16 protein-coding genes are annotated in these 15,158 nt (G+C 58.8%); 11 read left to right on the top strand and 5 right to left on the bottom strand.

Annotated elements, in window-relative coordinates; genetic code table 11:
• The first annotated feature begins 61 nt into the window (after window positions 1-61).
• The 6 genes from BUE15_RS05805 (at window position 62) to rplS (ending at window position 4,436) form a co-directional block, all read left to right on the top strand.
• Window positions 62-769: an RluA family pseudouridine synthase gene (locus BUE15_RS05805; RefSeq protein WP_073282060.1), complete on the top strand. Its 708-nt coding sequence runs from the start codon at window positions 62-64 to the stop codon at window positions 767-769.
• A 194-nt stretch (window positions 770-963) separates the two neighbouring features.
• On the top strand, window positions 964-1,722 hold the full coding sequence (locus BUE15_RS05800) for an acyl-CoA desaturase (protein WP_073282058.1): 759 nt from the start codon (window positions 964-966) through the stop codon (window positions 1,720-1,722).
• Between the two features lie 201 nt (window positions 1,723-1,923).
• Window positions 1,924-2,466 carry a 30S ribosomal protein S16 gene (locus BUE15_RS05795; RefSeq protein ID WP_073282056.1) on the top strand — a complete coding sequence of 181 codons (543 nt, stop codon included), beginning with the start codon at window positions 1,924-1,926 and terminating at the stop codon, window positions 2,464-2,466.
• A gap of 127 nt (window positions 2,467-2,593) precedes the next feature.
• Window positions 2,594-3,175, top strand: coding sequence for a ribosome maturation factor RimM (gene rimM / locus BUE15_RS05790; protein WP_073282055.1), 582 nt, complete (start codon window positions 2,594-2,596; stop codon window positions 3,173-3,175).
• Window positions 3,176-3,200: 25 nt separating this feature from the next.
• Window positions 3,201-3,875, top strand: a complete 675-nt coding sequence (gene trmD, locus BUE15_RS05785; protein WP_073282053.1) for a tRNA (guanosine(37)-N1)-methyltransferase TrmD — start codon at window positions 3,201-3,203, stop codon at window positions 3,873-3,875.
• Window positions 3,876-4,058: 183 nt separating this feature from the next.
• A complete protein-coding gene (gene rplS, locus BUE15_RS05780) occupies window positions 4,059-4,436 on the top strand; it encodes a 50S ribosomal protein L19 (RefSeq protein ID WP_073282051.1) in 378 nt (125 codons plus the stop codon).
• 127 nt (window positions 4,437-4,563) lie between these two features.
• Here rplS and BUE15_RS05775 read toward each other — a convergent pair whose 3' ends face one another.
• On the bottom strand, window positions 4,564-4,983 hold the full coding sequence (locus tag BUE15_RS05775) for a hypothetical protein (protein WP_073282050.1): 420 nt from the start codon (window positions 4,981-4,983) through the stop codon (window positions 4,564-4,566).
• 149 nt (window positions 4,984-5,132) lie between these two features.
• Here BUE15_RS05775 and BUE15_RS05770 point away from each other — a divergent pair, with 149 nt between their 5' ends.
• Both BUE15_RS05770 and BUE15_RS05765 read left to right on the top strand, forming a co-directional pair.
• The gene (locus tag BUE15_RS05770) at window positions 5,133-8,108 is read left to right on the top strand and encodes a M1 family metallopeptidase (protein ID WP_073282048.1); all 2,976 of its coding nucleotides are present in this window, start codon (window positions 5,133-5,135) and stop codon (window positions 8,106-8,108) included.
• A 25-nt stretch (window positions 8,109-8,133) separates the two neighbouring features.
• Complete coding sequence (locus BUE15_RS05765; protein ID WP_073282046.1) at window positions 8,134-8,724, top strand: inorganic diphosphatase; 591 nt, start codon at window positions 8,134-8,136, stop codon at window positions 8,722-8,724.
• A 91-nt stretch (window positions 8,725-8,815) separates the two neighbouring features.
• Here the strand turns inward: BUE15_RS05765 and BUE15_RS05760 are convergent, their stop codons facing one another.
• Window positions 8,816-9,523, bottom strand: a complete 708-nt coding sequence (locus BUE15_RS05760) for a hypothetical protein (RefSeq protein WP_073282044.1) — start codon at window positions 9,521-9,523, stop codon at window positions 8,816-8,818.
• Window positions 9,524-9,785: 262 nt separating this feature from the next.
• Here BUE15_RS05760 and BUE15_RS05755 point away from each other — a divergent pair, with 262 nt between their 5' ends.
• The 3 genes from BUE15_RS05755 (at window position 9,786) to BUE15_RS05745 (ending at window position 11,886) form a co-directional block, all read left to right on the top strand.
• Window positions 9,786-10,193, top strand: coding sequence for a 6-pyruvoyl trahydropterin synthase family protein (locus BUE15_RS05755; protein ID WP_073282042.1), 408 nt, complete (start codon window positions 9,786-9,788; stop codon window positions 10,191-10,193).
• The gene (folE, locus tag BUE15_RS05750) at window positions 10,186-10,857 is read left to right on the top strand and encodes a GTP cyclohydrolase I FolE (RefSeq protein ID WP_073282040.1); all 672 of its coding nucleotides are present in this window, start codon (window positions 10,186-10,188) and stop codon (window positions 10,855-10,857) included. Before BUE15_RS05755 ends, folE begins: the two co-directional genes overlap by 8 nt.
• A 114-nt stretch (window positions 10,858-10,971) precedes the next feature.
• On the top strand, window positions 10,972-11,886 hold the full coding sequence (locus BUE15_RS05745) for a TIGR01777 family oxidoreductase (RefSeq protein WP_073282038.1): 915 nt from the start codon (window positions 10,972-10,974) through the stop codon (window positions 11,884-11,886).
• A gap of 22 nt (window positions 11,887-11,908) precedes the next feature.
• Here BUE15_RS05745 and BUE15_RS05740 read toward each other — a convergent pair whose 3' ends face one another.
• From BUE15_RS05740 to BUE15_RS05730, 3 genes are all read right to left on the bottom strand, one after another.
• Window positions 11,909-14,281: a transglycosylase domain-containing protein gene (locus tag BUE15_RS05740; RefSeq protein WP_244535889.1), complete on the bottom strand. Its 2,373-nt coding sequence runs from the start codon at window positions 14,279-14,281 to the stop codon at window positions 11,909-11,911.
• A gap of 126 nt (window positions 14,282-14,407) precedes the next feature.
• Window positions 14,408-14,644, bottom strand: a complete 237-nt coding sequence (locus BUE15_RS05735) for a hypothetical protein (RefSeq protein ID WP_073282036.1) — start codon at window positions 14,642-14,644, stop codon at window positions 14,408-14,410.
• Window positions 14,645-14,807: 163 nt separating this feature from the next.
• Window positions 14,808-15,134, bottom strand: a complete 327-nt coding sequence (locus BUE15_RS05730) for a hypothetical protein (protein ID WP_073282034.1) — start codon at window positions 15,132-15,134, stop codon at window positions 14,808-14,810.
• Window positions 15,135-15,158: the final 24 nt, after the last annotated feature.

Here is a 15,158-nt window from a genome sequence, read left to right as displayed (position 1 = left end):
CACCAGGAGGCATTTTTGGCCAATTCTTACTTCTTAGGTAGTAATTATTAATTCCTCAAAAGTGAATCGTCCGAATCTGTGGTCGGAACGGAAGGAAATTCTGTTCGAAGACAACCATCTGCTCGTCATCAACAAGCCCGCCGGCCTGCTCGTGCAGGGCGATGCTACCGGCGACGAGCCTCTTTCGGCCAAGGCCGAGGAGTATTTGCGCTTTAAGTACAAGAAGCCCGGTGCCGCCTTTGTGGGCGTCGCCCACCGCATCGACCGGCCCGTTAGCGGCATCGTGATTCTGGCCAAAACCAGCAAAGCGCTGAGCCGGCTGAATGAGATGTTCCGCGACAACAAAATCCATAAAACTTACTGGGCCCTGACCGGCAAATGCCCCGAGCCCACCAGCGGCCACCTGACCCACTGGCTCGTGAAGGACCCGATCCGCAATACCACCAAAGCCTACCCCGAGCGCCACGGCCAGGGCCTGAAATCGGAATTGGACTATGAGGTGCTGGGCCAGGCCGGTAACCGCTGGCTGCTGCAGGTAAACCCCATTACGGGCCGGCCGCACCAGATCCGGGTACAGCTGAGCACCGGGCTGGGCACGCCCATCGTCGGCGACGTGAAATACGGCTTCCTCTCTCCCCTGCCCGACGTCAGCATTGCGCTGCACGCCCGCCGTCTGCAGCTGCAACACCCAGTCACAAAAGAGGATATGGTGTTTGTGGCTCCTTTGCCCGAAATGCCGCACTGGGAACCTTCGCAGGCGTACTACTAAGGAAAGCCGCCGGTTGGTTTCGGCCATGCTCAGGTGGCCTGAATAATATTTTGGCCTTTTGCAGAGGCAAATTGCACTCCCGGCAGGCATGGCAGTAGTTTTGTAAAACGGCTTCTGAACTAAACCCCGGCTTTCGGGCTTTGGCGCCTTAGAACCCCAGCCGTTCCCGACGCTGCCTTTAACCTTTTCTGCCCATGGCGATTCTCGTTTTCTTTGTTGCCCACTACTACTTGTCGCTGTTTACGCAGACCTTCTATCTGCACCGGTACGCCGCGCACAAGATGTTCACCATGAACAAGTTCTGGGAACGGTTCTTCTTCCTGTTCACCTACATCTGCCAGGGCTCGTCGTTCCTGTCGCCGCGGGCGTATGCGCTGCTGCACCGCATGCACCACGCCTACTCCGACACGGAGATGGACCCCCACTCGCCACTCTACTCCTCGAACGCCTTCTCGATGATGTGGAAGACGAAGAACATCTATAACGATGTGCTGAACCGCAACTACGCGGCAGCGGAGCGGTTCGAGGGCGACTATCCGGAATGGAGCCTGATTGAGAACATCGGCGACAAGTGGTTTTCGCGTCTGGGCTGGGGCACGGCCTACGTGCTGTTCTACATCAATTTCGCTACGGCGTGGTGGCAGTACCTGCTGCTCCCGATTCACTTCCTGATGGGCCCGATTCACGGCGCCATCGTGAACTGGGGCGGCCACAAATACGGCTACCAGAACTTCGACAACCACGACCACAGCAAGAACACGCTGGCCCTGGATTTCCTGGCGTTCGGCGAGCTGTTCCAGAACAACCACCACAAGCTGCCTATGCGCGTCAACTTCGGCGTAAAGTGGTGGGAATTCGACCCGACTTACGTGGCTATCTGGACGCTGGATAAGGCCCGTATCATCAAAATCAAGCGCAAGCTTACCACGCCCAAGCTGCAGGCGGCGGCTTAAACAGCACTGTCAGCCGGCCCTTCCATTATAAAAAGGCTGCCTCCTTCACTGGGGCAGCCTTTTTTGTGAATACGCGGCGGGCAGCAGATACCGCTGGCACATTGAATGTGCCGGATGCTTTCAATCGGCGGATTCTCTGCGTACCTTTGCGCCTCACTTTCAACCAGACGCACGAGTTGCGTCGCTTAACCAAACCGGTTTATGGCAGTTAAAATCCGCCTCGCCCGTCGCGGCCGCAAAAAGGCCGCTCAGTTCGACATCGTTGTTGCCGATTCGCGCGCTCCGCGTGATGGCCGCTTTATCGAGAAAATCGGCACCTACGATCCGAACACGAACCCCGCTTCCATCAACTTTGATGGCGAGAAGGCATTCGACTGGATCATGAAAGGTGCTCAGCCGACCGACACGGTACGTGCTATGCTCTCTTACCGTGGTGTGCTGTACCGCAAGCACCTGCAGCTGGGTGTTATCAAAGGCGCTATTTCGCAGGAAACTGCCGATGAGCGGTTCACTTCCTGGAAAGAGCAGAAAGACGCCAAAATCGAAGGCAAGCGTACCAACATCGGTACTGCCAAAGACGAAGCCCGCAAGGCTGCCCTGGCCGCTGAGTCGAAAGTAAAAGAGGCTCGCGCTGAGGCTATCCGCAAGAAAAACACGCCCGCTCCGACGGAAGCTCCTGCTGCCGAAGGCGAAACGACCGACGCAGAAGCTACGGCTGAAACGACGGAAGAAGCCGGCGCTTAATTTTCGGTGTCTGCCTGGTGAGTAAAGAAATTAGGTGATTGAGTGATGTTAGGTCTGGCAGCCTCTGCTTCCGGATTCTGCTTCCTCAGTCACCTAATTCCTTACTCCCCTTTCCCACAACTTCTCTATGACTGTAGACGACTGCTACCTGCTGGGCTCCATCGGGAAGCCACACGGCCTGAAAGGGTTTGTGGTAGCCTTCTTGGATGTCGATAACCCCGACTCCTACCGCAAGGTGAAGTCGGTGTGGCTGGAAATGCCCGCCGCGCCCGGCAAGCTGGTTGCCTACGACATTGAGAAGCTGCAGCCGCAGTCCAACGAGCGGGCGCTGCTCAAGCTCAAAGGCATCGACCGGATAGAAGAAGCCGAGCCGCTGCGCAACGCCAAGCTCTACCGCGCCCTGCAGGACCTGCCCGCCCTGGAAGAAGACCAGTTCTACTTCCACGACGTGATTGGCTACGCCGTAGTGGATCAGCAGTTAGGCGAGTTGGGCACGGTGGAATCGTTCTACGAGCTGCCGCAGCAGGACGTGCTGGCTATGCGCTACCAGGGTCAGGAAGTGCTGATTCCGGTGGTGGATGAGCTGGTGTCGCACGCCGACCAGGCCACGCGCACGCTGCACGTCAATCTGCCGGAAGGCTTGCTGGATGTGTACCTGACGCCTCCTTCGCGGGAGCGGGACGAGCCCGACGAGTTCGACGAAGCCTAGCGTGTCACCGCCCAGCCGCCCAGCCATGCGTATCGACATTGTAACGTGCCAGCCGGATCTGCTGGTCAGCCCCTTCGCGCATTCCATCGTGAAACGCGCGCAGGACAAAGGACTGGCCGAAATCCATCTGCACGATCTGCGCCGCTACGCCATCAACAAGCACGGTCAGATTGACGACTATGTGTTTGGGGGCGGGGCCGGGATGGTGTTGCGCGTGGAGCCCATTGCAGCCTGCTTCGATGAGCTTCTGGCGCAGCGCAGCTACGATGCCATCATCTACCTGACGCCCGACGGCGAAACGCTGCGGCAGCCGCTCGTCAACCGGCTGTCATTGGCGGGCAACCTGCTGCTGCTCTGCGGGCACTACAAGGGCGTGGATGAGCGTATCCGGCAAGCCTACATCACCCACGAAATCAGCATCGGCGACTATGTGCTGAGTGGGGGTGAGATGGGCGCGGCGGTACTCGTAGATGCCGTAGTTCGGCTGCTGCCGGGTGTACTCGGCAACGAAGAATCGGCGCTGAGCGACTCGTTTCAGGACAATCTGCTGGCGCCGCCCGTCTATACCCGCCCGGCGGAATGGCGGGGGCTGCCGGTTCCGGAGATTCTGCTTTCCGGCAACACCCCGAAAATTGACGTCTGGCGGCACGACCAGGCTCTGGAAAGAACCCTTCAGCGCCGCCCGGATTTGCTTTCTTAAGCTGTGAAGCCCATGATGCTGTGAGAAATAGTTGAAGCGAAACGCCACTGGCGCGTCTATTCTTCATATTTCCGCAGTCGTCACATTCTCACAGTTGTAATCATCAAAACAGAGGGCTATATTTGCGCCTCTTTACCCGAAACCCCTCGGGCGGCGCGGCCGTCCTTCACAGTTTTTTCAGCCATGAGCGTACTACTCGATTTTATTCAGCAGGAATCCCAGGAGCGCCGCGCCAGCTTCCCCGACTTTGCTGCCGGCGACACCATCAACGTCCACGTAAAGATTCGTGAGGGCAACAAGGAGCGCGTTCAGCAGTTCCAGGGTGTAGTTATCCAGCGCAAAAACTCCAACTCCAACGGCGAGACTTTCACGGTTCGGAAAATCTCCAACCAGATTGGCACCGAGCGTATCTTCCCCCTCCTGTCGCCTAACATCGACAAGATCGAAGTAATCCGCCGCGGTAAGGTGCGTCGTGCTCGTCTGTTCTACCTGCGTGGCCTGTCGGGCAAAGCTGCTCGTATCAAGGAGAAGCGTCGCGTAGTTGTAGCTACCGAAGCATAAGCTTAGCCGCTTTCAATACACAAAAGCCGGTTTCTCTCGCGGGAAACCGGCTTTTGCTTTACGCTATGCCCACAACAAAGGCGCCTCCTTGTGGGGGCGCCTTTGTTGTGTTGGCTGTGTTCGGAAACTAGCTGCCGGCCGAATCCTGCTTCAGGTCCTGCTCGGGGGTATTCTGGCCGCCCGCAATCTGCTTGGCAGCGGCGCTCAGCGCTTCTCCCAGGTTCTGGACACGTTCAGCGGTATTCGGGTTTTCGGCGAATATGGCGGCTTTGGTGGTGTTTTCGCCGAGGCGGCGCAGCAGGCGCGACACCACGTCTTTGTCGATGCTGCCGCCATTGAAATGCGCTTTCAGCTCCTGCATATCCACCACAATCTGGTGCAGCTCGGGGTTGTTGACGTCTTTGAGGTCTTCGATCCAGCGCTGAAAATGATTATCGAGGCCGGAGCGGGTAGCTTCTTCCTGCAAATCACTGCCGAGAATCTTTACGGCGCCATCCAGATGATTCTGGTGCTGGGTATCGTCTTTGGGCTGCTTATGGAATGACATATCAGAAAGGTTAGCCTCCGGCAAGCGGAAGAAGTGAAGTCTTTGTCCAAACGCAACCTTTGGGCAAAGGTTCTGAAACGGAGGAGCGGCAATACGCGGCAGACCCTTACTTTCGTTTCAGCGTATCGTTTCGCCTCTCGCCGTTATTTATGAAAAGCATTCTGGCCAGTTTCTGGCTGCTGGCTCTGTCCGTAGCTGCCGTTGCGCAGTCTGCCTCTCCCCGGAAAGTGGCTGCTTACTGGCAGCAGCAGGTTAATTACTCGATTGATGTAACGCTCGATGACAAGCAGCATGTGCTCACGGGCCGCGAAGAGCTGGTGTACACCAACAACTCGCCCGATGCGCTGCCTTTTATCTGGTTTCATCTGTGGCCCAACGCCTACCGCGACAATAGCACTGCTTTTGCCCGGCAGCAGTTGCGCAACGGCAGTCGCGAATTTCAGTTTGCTACCCCGCAGCAGCGCGGCTACATCGACCAGCTCGATTTCCGGGTAGATGGGCAGCCCGCCAGGCTGGAATTCGACGCCGAAAACCCCGACATGGCCAAGCTGGTGCTGCCTCAGCGGTTGGCGCCCGGTGCCAGCATCACCATCACCACGCCATTTCGGGTAAAGATTCCGGATTCCTTCTCGCGTTTCGGGCATGTGGAGCAGAGCTACCAGATAACGCAATGGTACCCCAAGCCGGCCGTGTATGACCGCAAAGGCTGGCACGCCATGCCCTACCTCGACCAGGGCGAGTTCTATTCGGAATTCGGCACGTTCGATGTGCGCATTACGCTACCCGCCAACTATACCGTGGGCGCTACGGGTGTGCTGCAAAACCCGGAGGAACAGCAGCGCCTCAACCAGTTGGCTACGGCTTCGGCCGCCAAGAAAAGCAAGGCTGATTTCGGGTCTGATCTGTCGTTTCCGCTGTCGGCTCCCGACACCAAGACCCTGCGCTACGTGCAGGACCGGGTACACGACTTCGCCTGGTTTGCTGATAAGCGCTTCAACGTGCTGAAAAGCGGCGTCACGCTGCCCTCCGGCCGCCAGGTTGATACGTGGGTGCTCTTCACGAACAAAGACGCGGAGAAGTGGCTGAAAGGCATTCAGGACGTGGACTCGGCGGTAGTGTACTACTCGCGCTGGGTGGGCGAATACCCCTACAGCGCCGCCACAGCCGTTGATGGAGCCCTGAGCGCCGGCTCGGGCATGGAATACCCCATGGTGACGGTTACGCAGCCATCGGCCATCGTGCATGAGGTGGGCCACAACTGGTTCTACGGTATTCTGGCCAGCAACGAGCGGGACTTCCCCTGGATGGATGAGGGCACCAACTCCTACATCGAGAACCGCATAGCGGAGCGCTCCGGCGGCAACGGTGGACTGCTGGGCCTGCCCACGAAAGGCGCCGCCGCCCGCGCCCTCACGCTGGATGGCCTGCCCAATGCTGCCCTGAACGCCATTCCCTACCAAGCCGTAGCCAGCCGCGCCCTCGACCAGCCGGTGAGCAATTTCACCTCGGCTGATTACGGCAAGCTCAACTACGGCATTATCGTGTACAGCAAAACGGCCTCGCTGCTCAACTACCTGGCCGGCTACCTGGGGCAGGAAAAGTTTGATGCCGCCATGCACGCCTATTTTGAGCAGTGGCAGTTCCGGCACCCCTACCCGGAAGACATGCAGGCCGTATTTGAGGAAACCACGGGCCAGAAGCTAGGCTGGTTCTTCCAGGACATGCTCAACGGCCAGCACCGCTACAACGCCGTGCTGTCCAAATCCAAGGTGGAAAAGGGCCAGCGCAAAGTGCTGGTCCGCAACGATTCGCCGGCCCCGTTTCCGTTTCCGGTGGCTACCCTCGATGCCCAGGGCAACGTGCTGGAAACCAAATGGACCCCGCCCTTCGCCCGCACCGATGAGGAAGATGACGCCATTCTGTGGTTTCGCAACGAGAATGTGGCCGCTATTGTGGCCGACCCGGCTTACGTAACTCCCCAGCTGAACCGGCGCGACGACCGGCTGAAAACCACCGGCTCCTTGCGTCCGCTGGAGCCCATCCGGCTGCGGCCCCTGCTGAGCCCGGAGCGCTGGGACCAGGCCGCCATCAACTGGCTGCCCGTTATTGGCGCCAATACATCGGACAAGTTTATGCTGGGCGCGGCCTTCTACAACAGCCTGCTCAATGTGAAGAAATTCAGCTACCTGGCCATGCCGATGTACAGCTTCAGCCGCAACGAGCTCAACGGTATCGGAGTGCTGAACCTGAACATCTTGCCGGAGCGAGTGACCCGGCGGGCAGTAGCCGGGGTGCTGGTGCAGCGCTTTGAGCGGTACCGCAAGGTAGAGCCCAGCCTGACACTTTCATTCCCGCATTCGGCCTTCCACATGCCCCAGCACACCGTAAAGCTGGCCAATACGGCCATCGAAGACCAGGACCAGGGCACTACGTCCAGCATTCAGTCGCTGGAATATGGCCTGCAGGCTGGCAACGCCCTGTATAAGTGGCAGGTGAAAGGGGAGTTTAACTTTCTGACGCCCGACCTCGCAGACGATGACGTCCGTGCGGCGGCGGCCCTGCTCCGGGTCGAGGCGAATTACCAGCGGTACTATTCGCCCAAAAAGAGCTTCTCGGTGCGCGTATTCGGCGGCAGCTTCCTCAACAAGAACAACGACGCGCCGTTCTACATCGGCCTGAGCGGCAGCCCCGACTACCGCCGCCAGACTATGTTCCTGGACCGCCAGCAGATTTCGCCCAGTCTCGCCGCCCAGCAACATCAGTTCGACAACCGCGACGGCGCTTTCAAGGCCTTTCTGCCCGTAGCCAGCCGCCGCTGGCTCACCACGGTCAACCTGCAGGCCGATTTGCCAGTGACGCCGCTGGGGGTTTTCATTGATTTCGGGATGACCAAGGAAGAAAACATCCTGGCCGCCGGCCGCGACCCGCAACGCGCCTACTACGACGCGGGCCTCTCTCTGCCGCTGTTCAGCAAGCTGCTGAGCTTCTATTTGCCAATAGCCGGCTCGCAATACGCCAACGGTCTGCCTTCCGGCCGCAAAGACTTCACTGACCAGATTCGCTTCGTGCTTCGCCTCGATCAGCTCAGTCCATTCCGGCTGCTGGACGAGCAGCTGGGGCAGTAGCAGCGCTGCTCCGTATCTTGCCGCTATGCGCTTTTCTAACCGTACGCTGCTAATGGTACTGAGCGGCTTGCTGGCCGCCTGCGGCCCGGACTATAAGAAGCTGGCAACCTTCTCCGAAGAACGCAAGCTGCTGCAGGTGGTGGTAGAAATGCCAGCCGGCACCAACCACGCCAAGCGCTACGATGCCGCCACCGGCGAGTTTGTGCCGGAGCGCCGGGCTGGCCTCGACCACGTGGTGGAGTTTTTGCCGTGCCCGGGCAATGCCGGCTTTATTCCGGGCACGGCCGCAGGCGTGGCAGGCTCAGCACCGCTGGCCGCGCTGGTGCTGGCCGAAACGCAGCCGACCGGCACCATACTGGAAGTGCTGCCTATCGGCCTGCTCACCCTCGACGATAATGGCACGCTGCGCTCCGTGGTGCTGGCTGTGCCGGCCCGCCCCAGCCAGCAGATTCTGCCCGAAGTAGATTCCTGGCAAAGCTTTATCAGCAAATATCCCGGTGCGCGTGAGGTAGTGCGGCAATGGTATCTGCATCAGGGCCGGCGCGGCGAACTGCGTATTGTCAGCTGGAAAAACGAAAAGGCCGCCGAACAGCAGGTCCGGGCAGCTCTGCAGTAAACGGGCAGCAAGGTGCCTGCATACCGCATAAAAATACCCTGCCGGGCTGCGGCAGGGTATTTTTATGGAATGCAGGGTAGTCGGTAGCGAACTACTCAATCTTGTTCATACGCTCCTTCACGGCTTCCAGTGCCACGCGCATGTTCACAATGTCGGCGCGGGCAGCTTCCTGCTCTTTCAGGTTCAGGTCAACGAGGTTGTTGTACTGCAGCAGTTCAGCGGCGTTTTGTGCCAGCTGCTGCTGAATTTCAGCCTTTTTAGCCTTGTTCTTCTCGATATCCTTTTTGATGGCGTCCGACTTCTGGATCACCGCCATGTGGTTGTTCTGCGACGCTACCAAGGAACGTTCTGCCTCCGACACCTGCACGGCAAGGTCTTCGCGGTACAGCAGGCGGGCGAAGTCCTTCAGGTATTTCTCCGCCGATTTCCACTGAACCGGCGTAGCATCCTTGCTCAGGTAAGCATTGCCCAGGTCAATAGACCACCACACCGACGTGCCGGTGGGCGTTGCATCAATCTTGCTGATAACCCGGATTGGCGTTTTAGAAATGTCTTCGATAACAACGCCATCCATCGAGTAAATGCCCTTATCTGCCTTTACTTTGTTGCCGAACTGAGTGTCGAGTTGCTTTTTCCAGGAGTCGTCTACCCGTTTGCTGTCCAACTGGATAGTTACCCGCTGCCCTTTACGGGGAATGCCCTTTACGGCCATTTCCGTTTCGTCGACGGGTGACTTCTGCGCGTAGCCAGCTACCGTCAGCACAAACATCAGCACAGAGAGGAGTACGCCTTTTTTCATGTGTATGAGGTGATTAAAAGAAAGGGAAGTCTTGCTTAAGTCCGGTTTTCTGAATCCGGCTCATCAAATTTAGCGACCCTGCAATCATCTGCCTATGGCAGTTCTCCTTTTTTTTAGCCTTACTTTACTTTTATTGAATAGATTATATTACATATTGCTTAACTTATAATAATGCCATTTTCGACCTTGTAGCGCCCACCGCACTTTTGGTACTTCTCTCCGTACGCAAAACAAACCTTACCTCTCTCTGTTGACCTCAACTATGCCCGTAACCGTCTGCCGCAAAGAACATTTCAACGCCGCCCACCGCCTGCACAATCCTGCCTGGAGCGAGGAGCAGAACCAGCGGGTGTTCGGCAAATGCAACAACCCGCACTACCACGGCCACAACTACGAGCTGACGGTACGCCTGACGGGTGAGGTGGATCCGGCGACCGGCTACGTCTATGACATGAAGCGGCTGAGTGACCTCATCAAACGCGAGATTCTGGATACCTTTGACCATCGGAATCTGAATCTGGATACCGAAGAATTTCGTCACCTCAATCCTACCGCCGAGAATATTGCGGTAGTTATCTGGAACCGGCTGCGCCCTCATCTGGCGGCGCAACTGGCCCTCTCAGTCACACTCTATGAGACTGAGCGCAACTTTGTAGAATATCATGGATAATGCTGCGCCCACCTCGGGCAGCAACCTGCGCCCCACGGACGCGCACTTGCCCACCGATTTGCACACCCCGCTTCGTCCGGATGCCTTTGCCCTGAGCGAGGAGGACAAAATTGCGAGTATCACGGAGCACTTCCGCGAAATCATGCAGCTGCTGGGCCTCGACCTGACGGACGACAGCCTGGCCGGCACGCCCCGGCGGGTGGCTAAAATGTACGTGCAGGAGTGGTTCCGGGGCCTGCATCCCGAGAACCGCCCCGAAGTCCGGCTCTTTGGCAACCGGTATCAGTACGGGCAGATGCTGCTGGAGCGCGACATCACGCTCTTCTCGTGCTGCGAGCACCATTTTGTGCCCATCATCGGCAAGGCGCACGTGGCCTACCTGCCCGGCGAGAATGTAGTGGGCCTGAGCAAGCTCAACCGAGTGGTGCAATATTATGCCCGCCGGCCGCAGGTGCAGGAGCGCCTCACCCGCCAGATTGCCGAGGAGCTCAAGCAGAGCCTGCACACCGACAATGTGGCGGTGCTGATTGAGGCTGACCACCTGTGCGTGATGAGCCGGGGCGTGAATGACACGAGCAGCTCGACCATTACGGCCGAGTACAGCGGCGCCTTTGAAACCGATGCTACGCTGCGGGCGGAGTTTTTGCGGCTGCTGGGAAAGTAACACGGCCTGCAATTAGGCGTAAGCTGTTAGCTTTCGGCATAGTTTGCCCTGTACTGCCTCGTATCGTTTATCTGCTACCCTCCGGCTGCCCCTACAGCCAACAGCTTTTTCCGAATGTCCCGAAAAGTCCTCATCAGCGGTGGTACCGGCATGATTGGCACGCGCCTCGCCGAAATGCTCATTGATGCCGGCTACGAAGTGGCCCTGCTCAGCCGAAAGCCGGCTGCCAGCCACTACCGCAGCTTCCGCTGGGACCCAAGCGCCGGCCAGATTGATGAAGCCGCCGTCCGCTACGCCGACTACATCATCAACCTGGCCGGCTCCAGCGTGTCGGAAGGCAAATGGACGGATGAGCGCAAGCGCGACATCATGACCAGCCGCCTGGGTGGCACCACGCTGCTGGCGCGGGAGCTGGCCAAGCCAAACCACCACGTTCGCACGTTTATTTCGGCGTCCGCCATCGGGATTTATGGCGACAGCGCCGACCGGGTGGTGAACGAGGAAACGCCCCCCGCCCCGGCCGCCGACTTTCTGGCCGATGTGTCGCGGCAGTGGGAGCTGGCCGCGCACGAGGTGGATCAGTTGGGCATCCGGACGGTTATTCTGCGCATTGGCATCGTGCTCAGCCCGGAGGGTGGTGCCCTGGTGCCGCTGGCCCGCACCGTCAAGATGATGGCCGGCGCTGCGTTGGGCTCCGGCAAGCAGTACATGTCCTGGATTCACCTCGACGACCTGTGCCGGCTACTGATCCAGATGCTGGAAGAGCCGCAGTGGCAGGGCACCTACAACGCAGTGGCCCCGCACCCGGTCACGAACCAGGAGTTTACTAAAACCCTGGCCGAAGTGTTGCACCGGCCGCTGGTGCTGCCCAAAGTGCCCGAGTTTGCCCTGAACCTGATGATGGGCGAGATGAGCGAGATTGTGCTGGCCTCGCAGCGCGTCAGCGCCGAAAAGGTGCTCCGGCAGGGCTTCACGTTCGAGTACCCGCACTTGAAATCCGCGCTGGAGTCATTTTACGGGGAGGCATAGTGTAGTTTCTGCCAGCTATTCCTTACAGGCTATCCGGCACGGCTACGGCACCGCTGTTGAGGTTTTCCAGCAGGTTATCCACTACAATCGAGTCGACCGGCTCTACGCGGCGGCGGGGCGCTTCCGTCACGCAGATGTACTTGCGGGAAATCTTGCCGGGATACTTCGGAAAAGGCCCCATGGTGATGCCGAGGTCGGGGTCCTGGTAGACTTTCTCCATGAACTTACCGAAGATGGGCAGGGCCGTACGGCCGCCTTCGCCCTGCTGCGAGCCTTCAAAGTGAATGCTCCGGTCTTCACCGCCTACCCACACGCCGGTCACGAGGTCCTTGGTGACGCCCATGTACCAGCCGTCGGAATAGTTGGAGGTAGTGCCGGTTTTGCCGCCTATCTGGTTGTTGTTCTTCCACAGCTCGTAGTCCCAGAGTGCCTGTGAGGTGCCGCCGGGCTCTTCCATGCCGCCTTTCAGCATGTACAGCATCAGCCACGCTGTTTCGGAGGGAATAGCGCGCCGCTGCTTGGGGTCGAACTGCTTGATGACGTTGCCGTTGCGGTCCTCGATGCGTGTCACAATCAGCGGCTCCGACTGGAAGCCCTGGTTCACGAAGGTGCTGTAGGCATTCACCATTTCGTACACGCTCACGTCGCCGCCCGAGCCCAGGCCAATGCTGGGCACTGAGAGCAGCGGGCTCTTGATGCCAACTTTGTGGGCGTATTTGGCCACGTTTTCCCAACCGACGCGCTCCGTGAGCTGGGCCGTTACGGAGTTGACCGAGCGAGCCATAGCGTGCCGCAGCGTCATGTTGCTGCCGGTGTACTCGCGGGTCACGTTGTCGGGCTTCCACTCCATGCTCTTGCCGTTCTCCACGTACTTGATGGTCACCCGCTCATCCCGGATTCGGTCGCAGGGCGAGTAGCCGTTATCAAGGGCGGTGAGGTAGACGAAGGGCTTGAAGGTGGAACCGGCCTGGCGGCGGCCCTGCTTCACGTGGTCGTACTGGAAGAACCGGTAGTTGAGGCCCCCCACCCACGCCTTGATGTGGCCCGTGAACGGGTCCATGGTCATCATGCCGGCGTGCAGGAAGTGCTTGTAGTATGCCAGCGAGTCGAGCGGGGAAAGCAGTAGCGTGGTGTCGCCGTCGCCTTTCCAGGTGAAGACTTTGGTGGGGCGCTTGGTGTTCAGGGCAACTTCCAGCAGATCGGGGCGGCCTTTGTAGCGAGCAGCCAGTTCCTTGTACTGCTCGGTACGCTTCATCTGAGTTTCAATGAAATTCGGAATTTCATTGCCGTTCTCATCTATCCACGGGTTCTTGCCGCGGTTTTTCCAGAACCGGTCGAACTGCTGCTGCAGCCGCTTCATGCGGTCCTGCACCGATTCCTCGGCGTACTGCTGCATCCGCGAGTCGATGGTGGTGTAGATTTTCAGACCGTCGCGGTACATATCGAAGCCGTTTTTCTCGCACCACGCATTCACGAACTGGCTAACAGCGCCCCGGAAATAGGTGGGCGGCCCGTCGATATGCTTTTCGACCTGGTATTTCAGCGCAATGGGCTGCTGCTGCAGGCTGGCTACTTCGGCTTTGGGGAGAAATCCGGCCTGGCCCATGCGCGTGAGCACCAGGTTGCGGCGCTTCGTAGCGGCTTCGGGATGGAAACGCGGGTTGTAGGCAGTAGGGTTGTTGAGCATGCCCACCAGCATGGCAGCCTGGTCGGCGGTGAGGCTGTCGGGCGAGGTGCTGTAGAACGTTTTGGCCGCCACCTTGATGCCGTAGGCCTTCGAGCCGTATTCCACGGTGTTGAAGTACATCCGCAGAATTTCTTCCTTGGTGTAGCGCCGCTCCAGCTCCACGGCCGTCAGCCACTCCTTGGTTTTGCTGACCAGCGTGCTGACTACCGGAATGTAGCCCAGACCGCCGCGGGTTTCGCCGCGGCGCGTGTTGTAGAGGTTTTTGGCCAGCTGCTGCGTGATGGTGGAGCCGCCGCCGCTTTTGTTGCCCGTGACCACGCCGGTAGCCGCGCGGGCCAGCGCTGTCAGGTCGATGCCGGAATGGTCGTAGTAGCGGATGTCTTCGGTGGCAATCAGGGCCTTGATGAGCAGCGGCGACATTTTGCTCAGCGGCACCGGCACCCGGTTTTCGCGGAAATACTTGCCGATAAGTACGCCGTCGGCGGTGTAGATTTCCGAGGGCTGCTCTACTTTGGGGTCCTCCAGCTCCTCCAGGCTCGGCGACTTGCCGAAGAGGAACATGAAATTCATGCTGACCAGGATGGGATACAGCAGGAAAGTACCTACGCCCAGCACAAAAACGGCCCAGGCTGCCCGCGCCAGGCGGTTCGACCAGGGCCGGCGCGGCCGGGGAGTAGCGGGGGTTTTCGGATCTTTCGGAGCGGACATGCAGGGTGGTTTGTTCGGCAGGCTTCCGGGGAAGCAGCCAAAGGAACCACAAATATACCAGATAGGTGCTGCGCGAAACAGTGCGGCAGTTGCCGGGAGCAGTCCATTGTCGGCCGCCGGATGAGCTTAGAGCGTCGCCAGCAAATCGGCACCACGGCCCGACCAGAGCAGCATCACGGAGAAAATAGCACCCAGCAGTATCAGCAGCAGGAAACTGCTGATGGGCACCACACCCAGCAGCCGCTGCCGCCGGATAGCTGCCGAGGGCGCCTGCTCCTGCCAGGTTATTACAGTGGCCAGCGCCGCCACGGCCCCGCCACATATCAGAAGCACCACAAACGTAAGAAAGCACTGAAGCAACATACACTACACTGGCAAAAGGTGAAGTAGTCTTATCTAACAGGTCGGATACTTCTCTAGACTGGTAATGCTAGTAGAAGGCTTCTCTGAATTGCCACTTTTTTTCCTGCTTTCTCAACCTTTTGAGTTTTGCTGCCGTAGCGGCCTCTCTTCTGGCACTATGCAGCTAGCTAAACAATAGAATGCCCAGGCCCAAGGCCACCAGCACACACCCAGTGGCTCCGGCAGCCCCCAGATACCATAGCAGGCGCCAGCCGGCATGCTCCAGACTGGCCGCTATCCGCCACAGCCACCATACTCCCAGCAGCGGTATTGCCAAGGCACAGCCGACCGCCAGCACCCGCGCTGCCTGCACGGCGGCGGGGGTATTCGGGAAAAGCTCTTTTTCCAGCTGAATACTGAACCCCGCGCCCACCAGACCACCCAGTACCCACCATAGCGAGACAGGAAGCAGCCGCAGAGCACCGGCGGCAAAAGCTTGAAGCTGTTTCATGATGAAATAGTATGCAGCCGCGGT

The organism is Hymenobacter psychrotolerans DSM 18569 (assembly GCF_900142395.1).
Taxonomy (GTDB): domain Bacteria; phylum Bacteroidota; class Bacteroidia; order Cytophagales; family Hymenobacteraceae; genus Hymenobacter; species Hymenobacter psychrotolerans.
Note: the sequence above shows the minus strand (reverse complement) of the source record. Positions and strands in the feature narration are given on the sequence as shown.

What these genes read in the sequence shown, in the direction of transcription:
- BUE15_RS05735 (WP_073282036.1), bottom strand. Translation starts at nt 14,644, where the DNA reads ATGTTGCTTCAGTGCTTTCTTACGTTTGTGGTGCTTCTGATATGTGGC.
- folE (WP_073282040.1), top strand. Translation starts at nt 10,186, where the DNA reads ATGGATAATGCTGCGCCCACCTCGGGCAGCAACCTGCGCCCCACGGAC.
- BUE15_RS05795 (WP_073282056.1), top strand. Translation starts at nt 1,924, where the DNA reads ATGGCAGTTAAAATCCGCCTCGCCCGTCGCGGCCGCAAAAAGGCCGCT.
- BUE15_RS05745 (WP_073282038.1), top strand. Translation starts at nt 10,972, where the DNA reads ATGTCCCGAAAAGTCCTCATCAGCGGTGGTACCGGCATGATTGGCACG.
- rimM (WP_073282055.1), top strand. Translation starts at nt 2,594, where the DNA reads ATGACTGTAGACGACTGCTACCTGCTGGGCTCCATCGGGAAGCCACAC.
- BUE15_RS05740 (WP_244535889.1), bottom strand. Translation starts at nt 14,281, where the DNA reads ATGTCCGCTCCGAAAGATCCGAAAACCCCCGCTACTCCCCGGCCGCGC.
- rplS (WP_073282051.1), top strand. Translation starts at nt 4,059, where the DNA reads ATGAGCGTACTACTCGATTTTATTCAGCAGGAATCCCAGGAGCGCCGC.
- BUE15_RS05775 (WP_073282050.1), bottom strand. Translation starts at nt 4,983, where the DNA reads ATGTCATTCCATAAGCAGCCCAAAGACGATACCCAGCACCAGAATCAT.
- BUE15_RS05755 (WP_073282042.1), top strand. Translation starts at nt 9,786, where the DNA reads ATGCCCGTAACCGTCTGCCGCAAAGAACATTTCAACGCCGCCCACCGC.
- BUE15_RS05765 (WP_073282046.1), top strand. Translation starts at nt 8,134, where the DNA reads ATGCGCTTTTCTAACCGTACGCTGCTAATGGTACTGAGCGGCTTGCTG.
- trmD (WP_073282053.1), top strand. Translation starts at nt 3,201, where the DNA reads ATGCGTATCGACATTGTAACGTGCCAGCCGGATCTGCTGGTCAGCCCC.
- BUE15_RS05760 (WP_073282044.1), bottom strand. Translation starts at nt 9,523, where the DNA reads ATGAAAAAAGGCGTACTCCTCTCTGTGCTGATGTTTGTGCTGACGGTA.
- BUE15_RS05730 (WP_073282034.1), bottom strand. Translation starts at nt 15,134, where the DNA reads ATGAAACAGCTTCAAGCTTTTGCCGCCGGTGCTCTGCGGCTGCTTCCT.
- BUE15_RS05770 (WP_073282048.1), top strand. Translation starts at nt 5,133, where the DNA reads ATGAAAAGCATTCTGGCCAGTTTCTGGCTGCTGGCTCTGTCCGTAGCT.
- BUE15_RS05800 (WP_073282058.1), top strand. Translation starts at nt 964, where the DNA reads ATGGCGATTCTCGTTTTCTTTGTTGCCCACTACTACTTGTCGCTGTTT.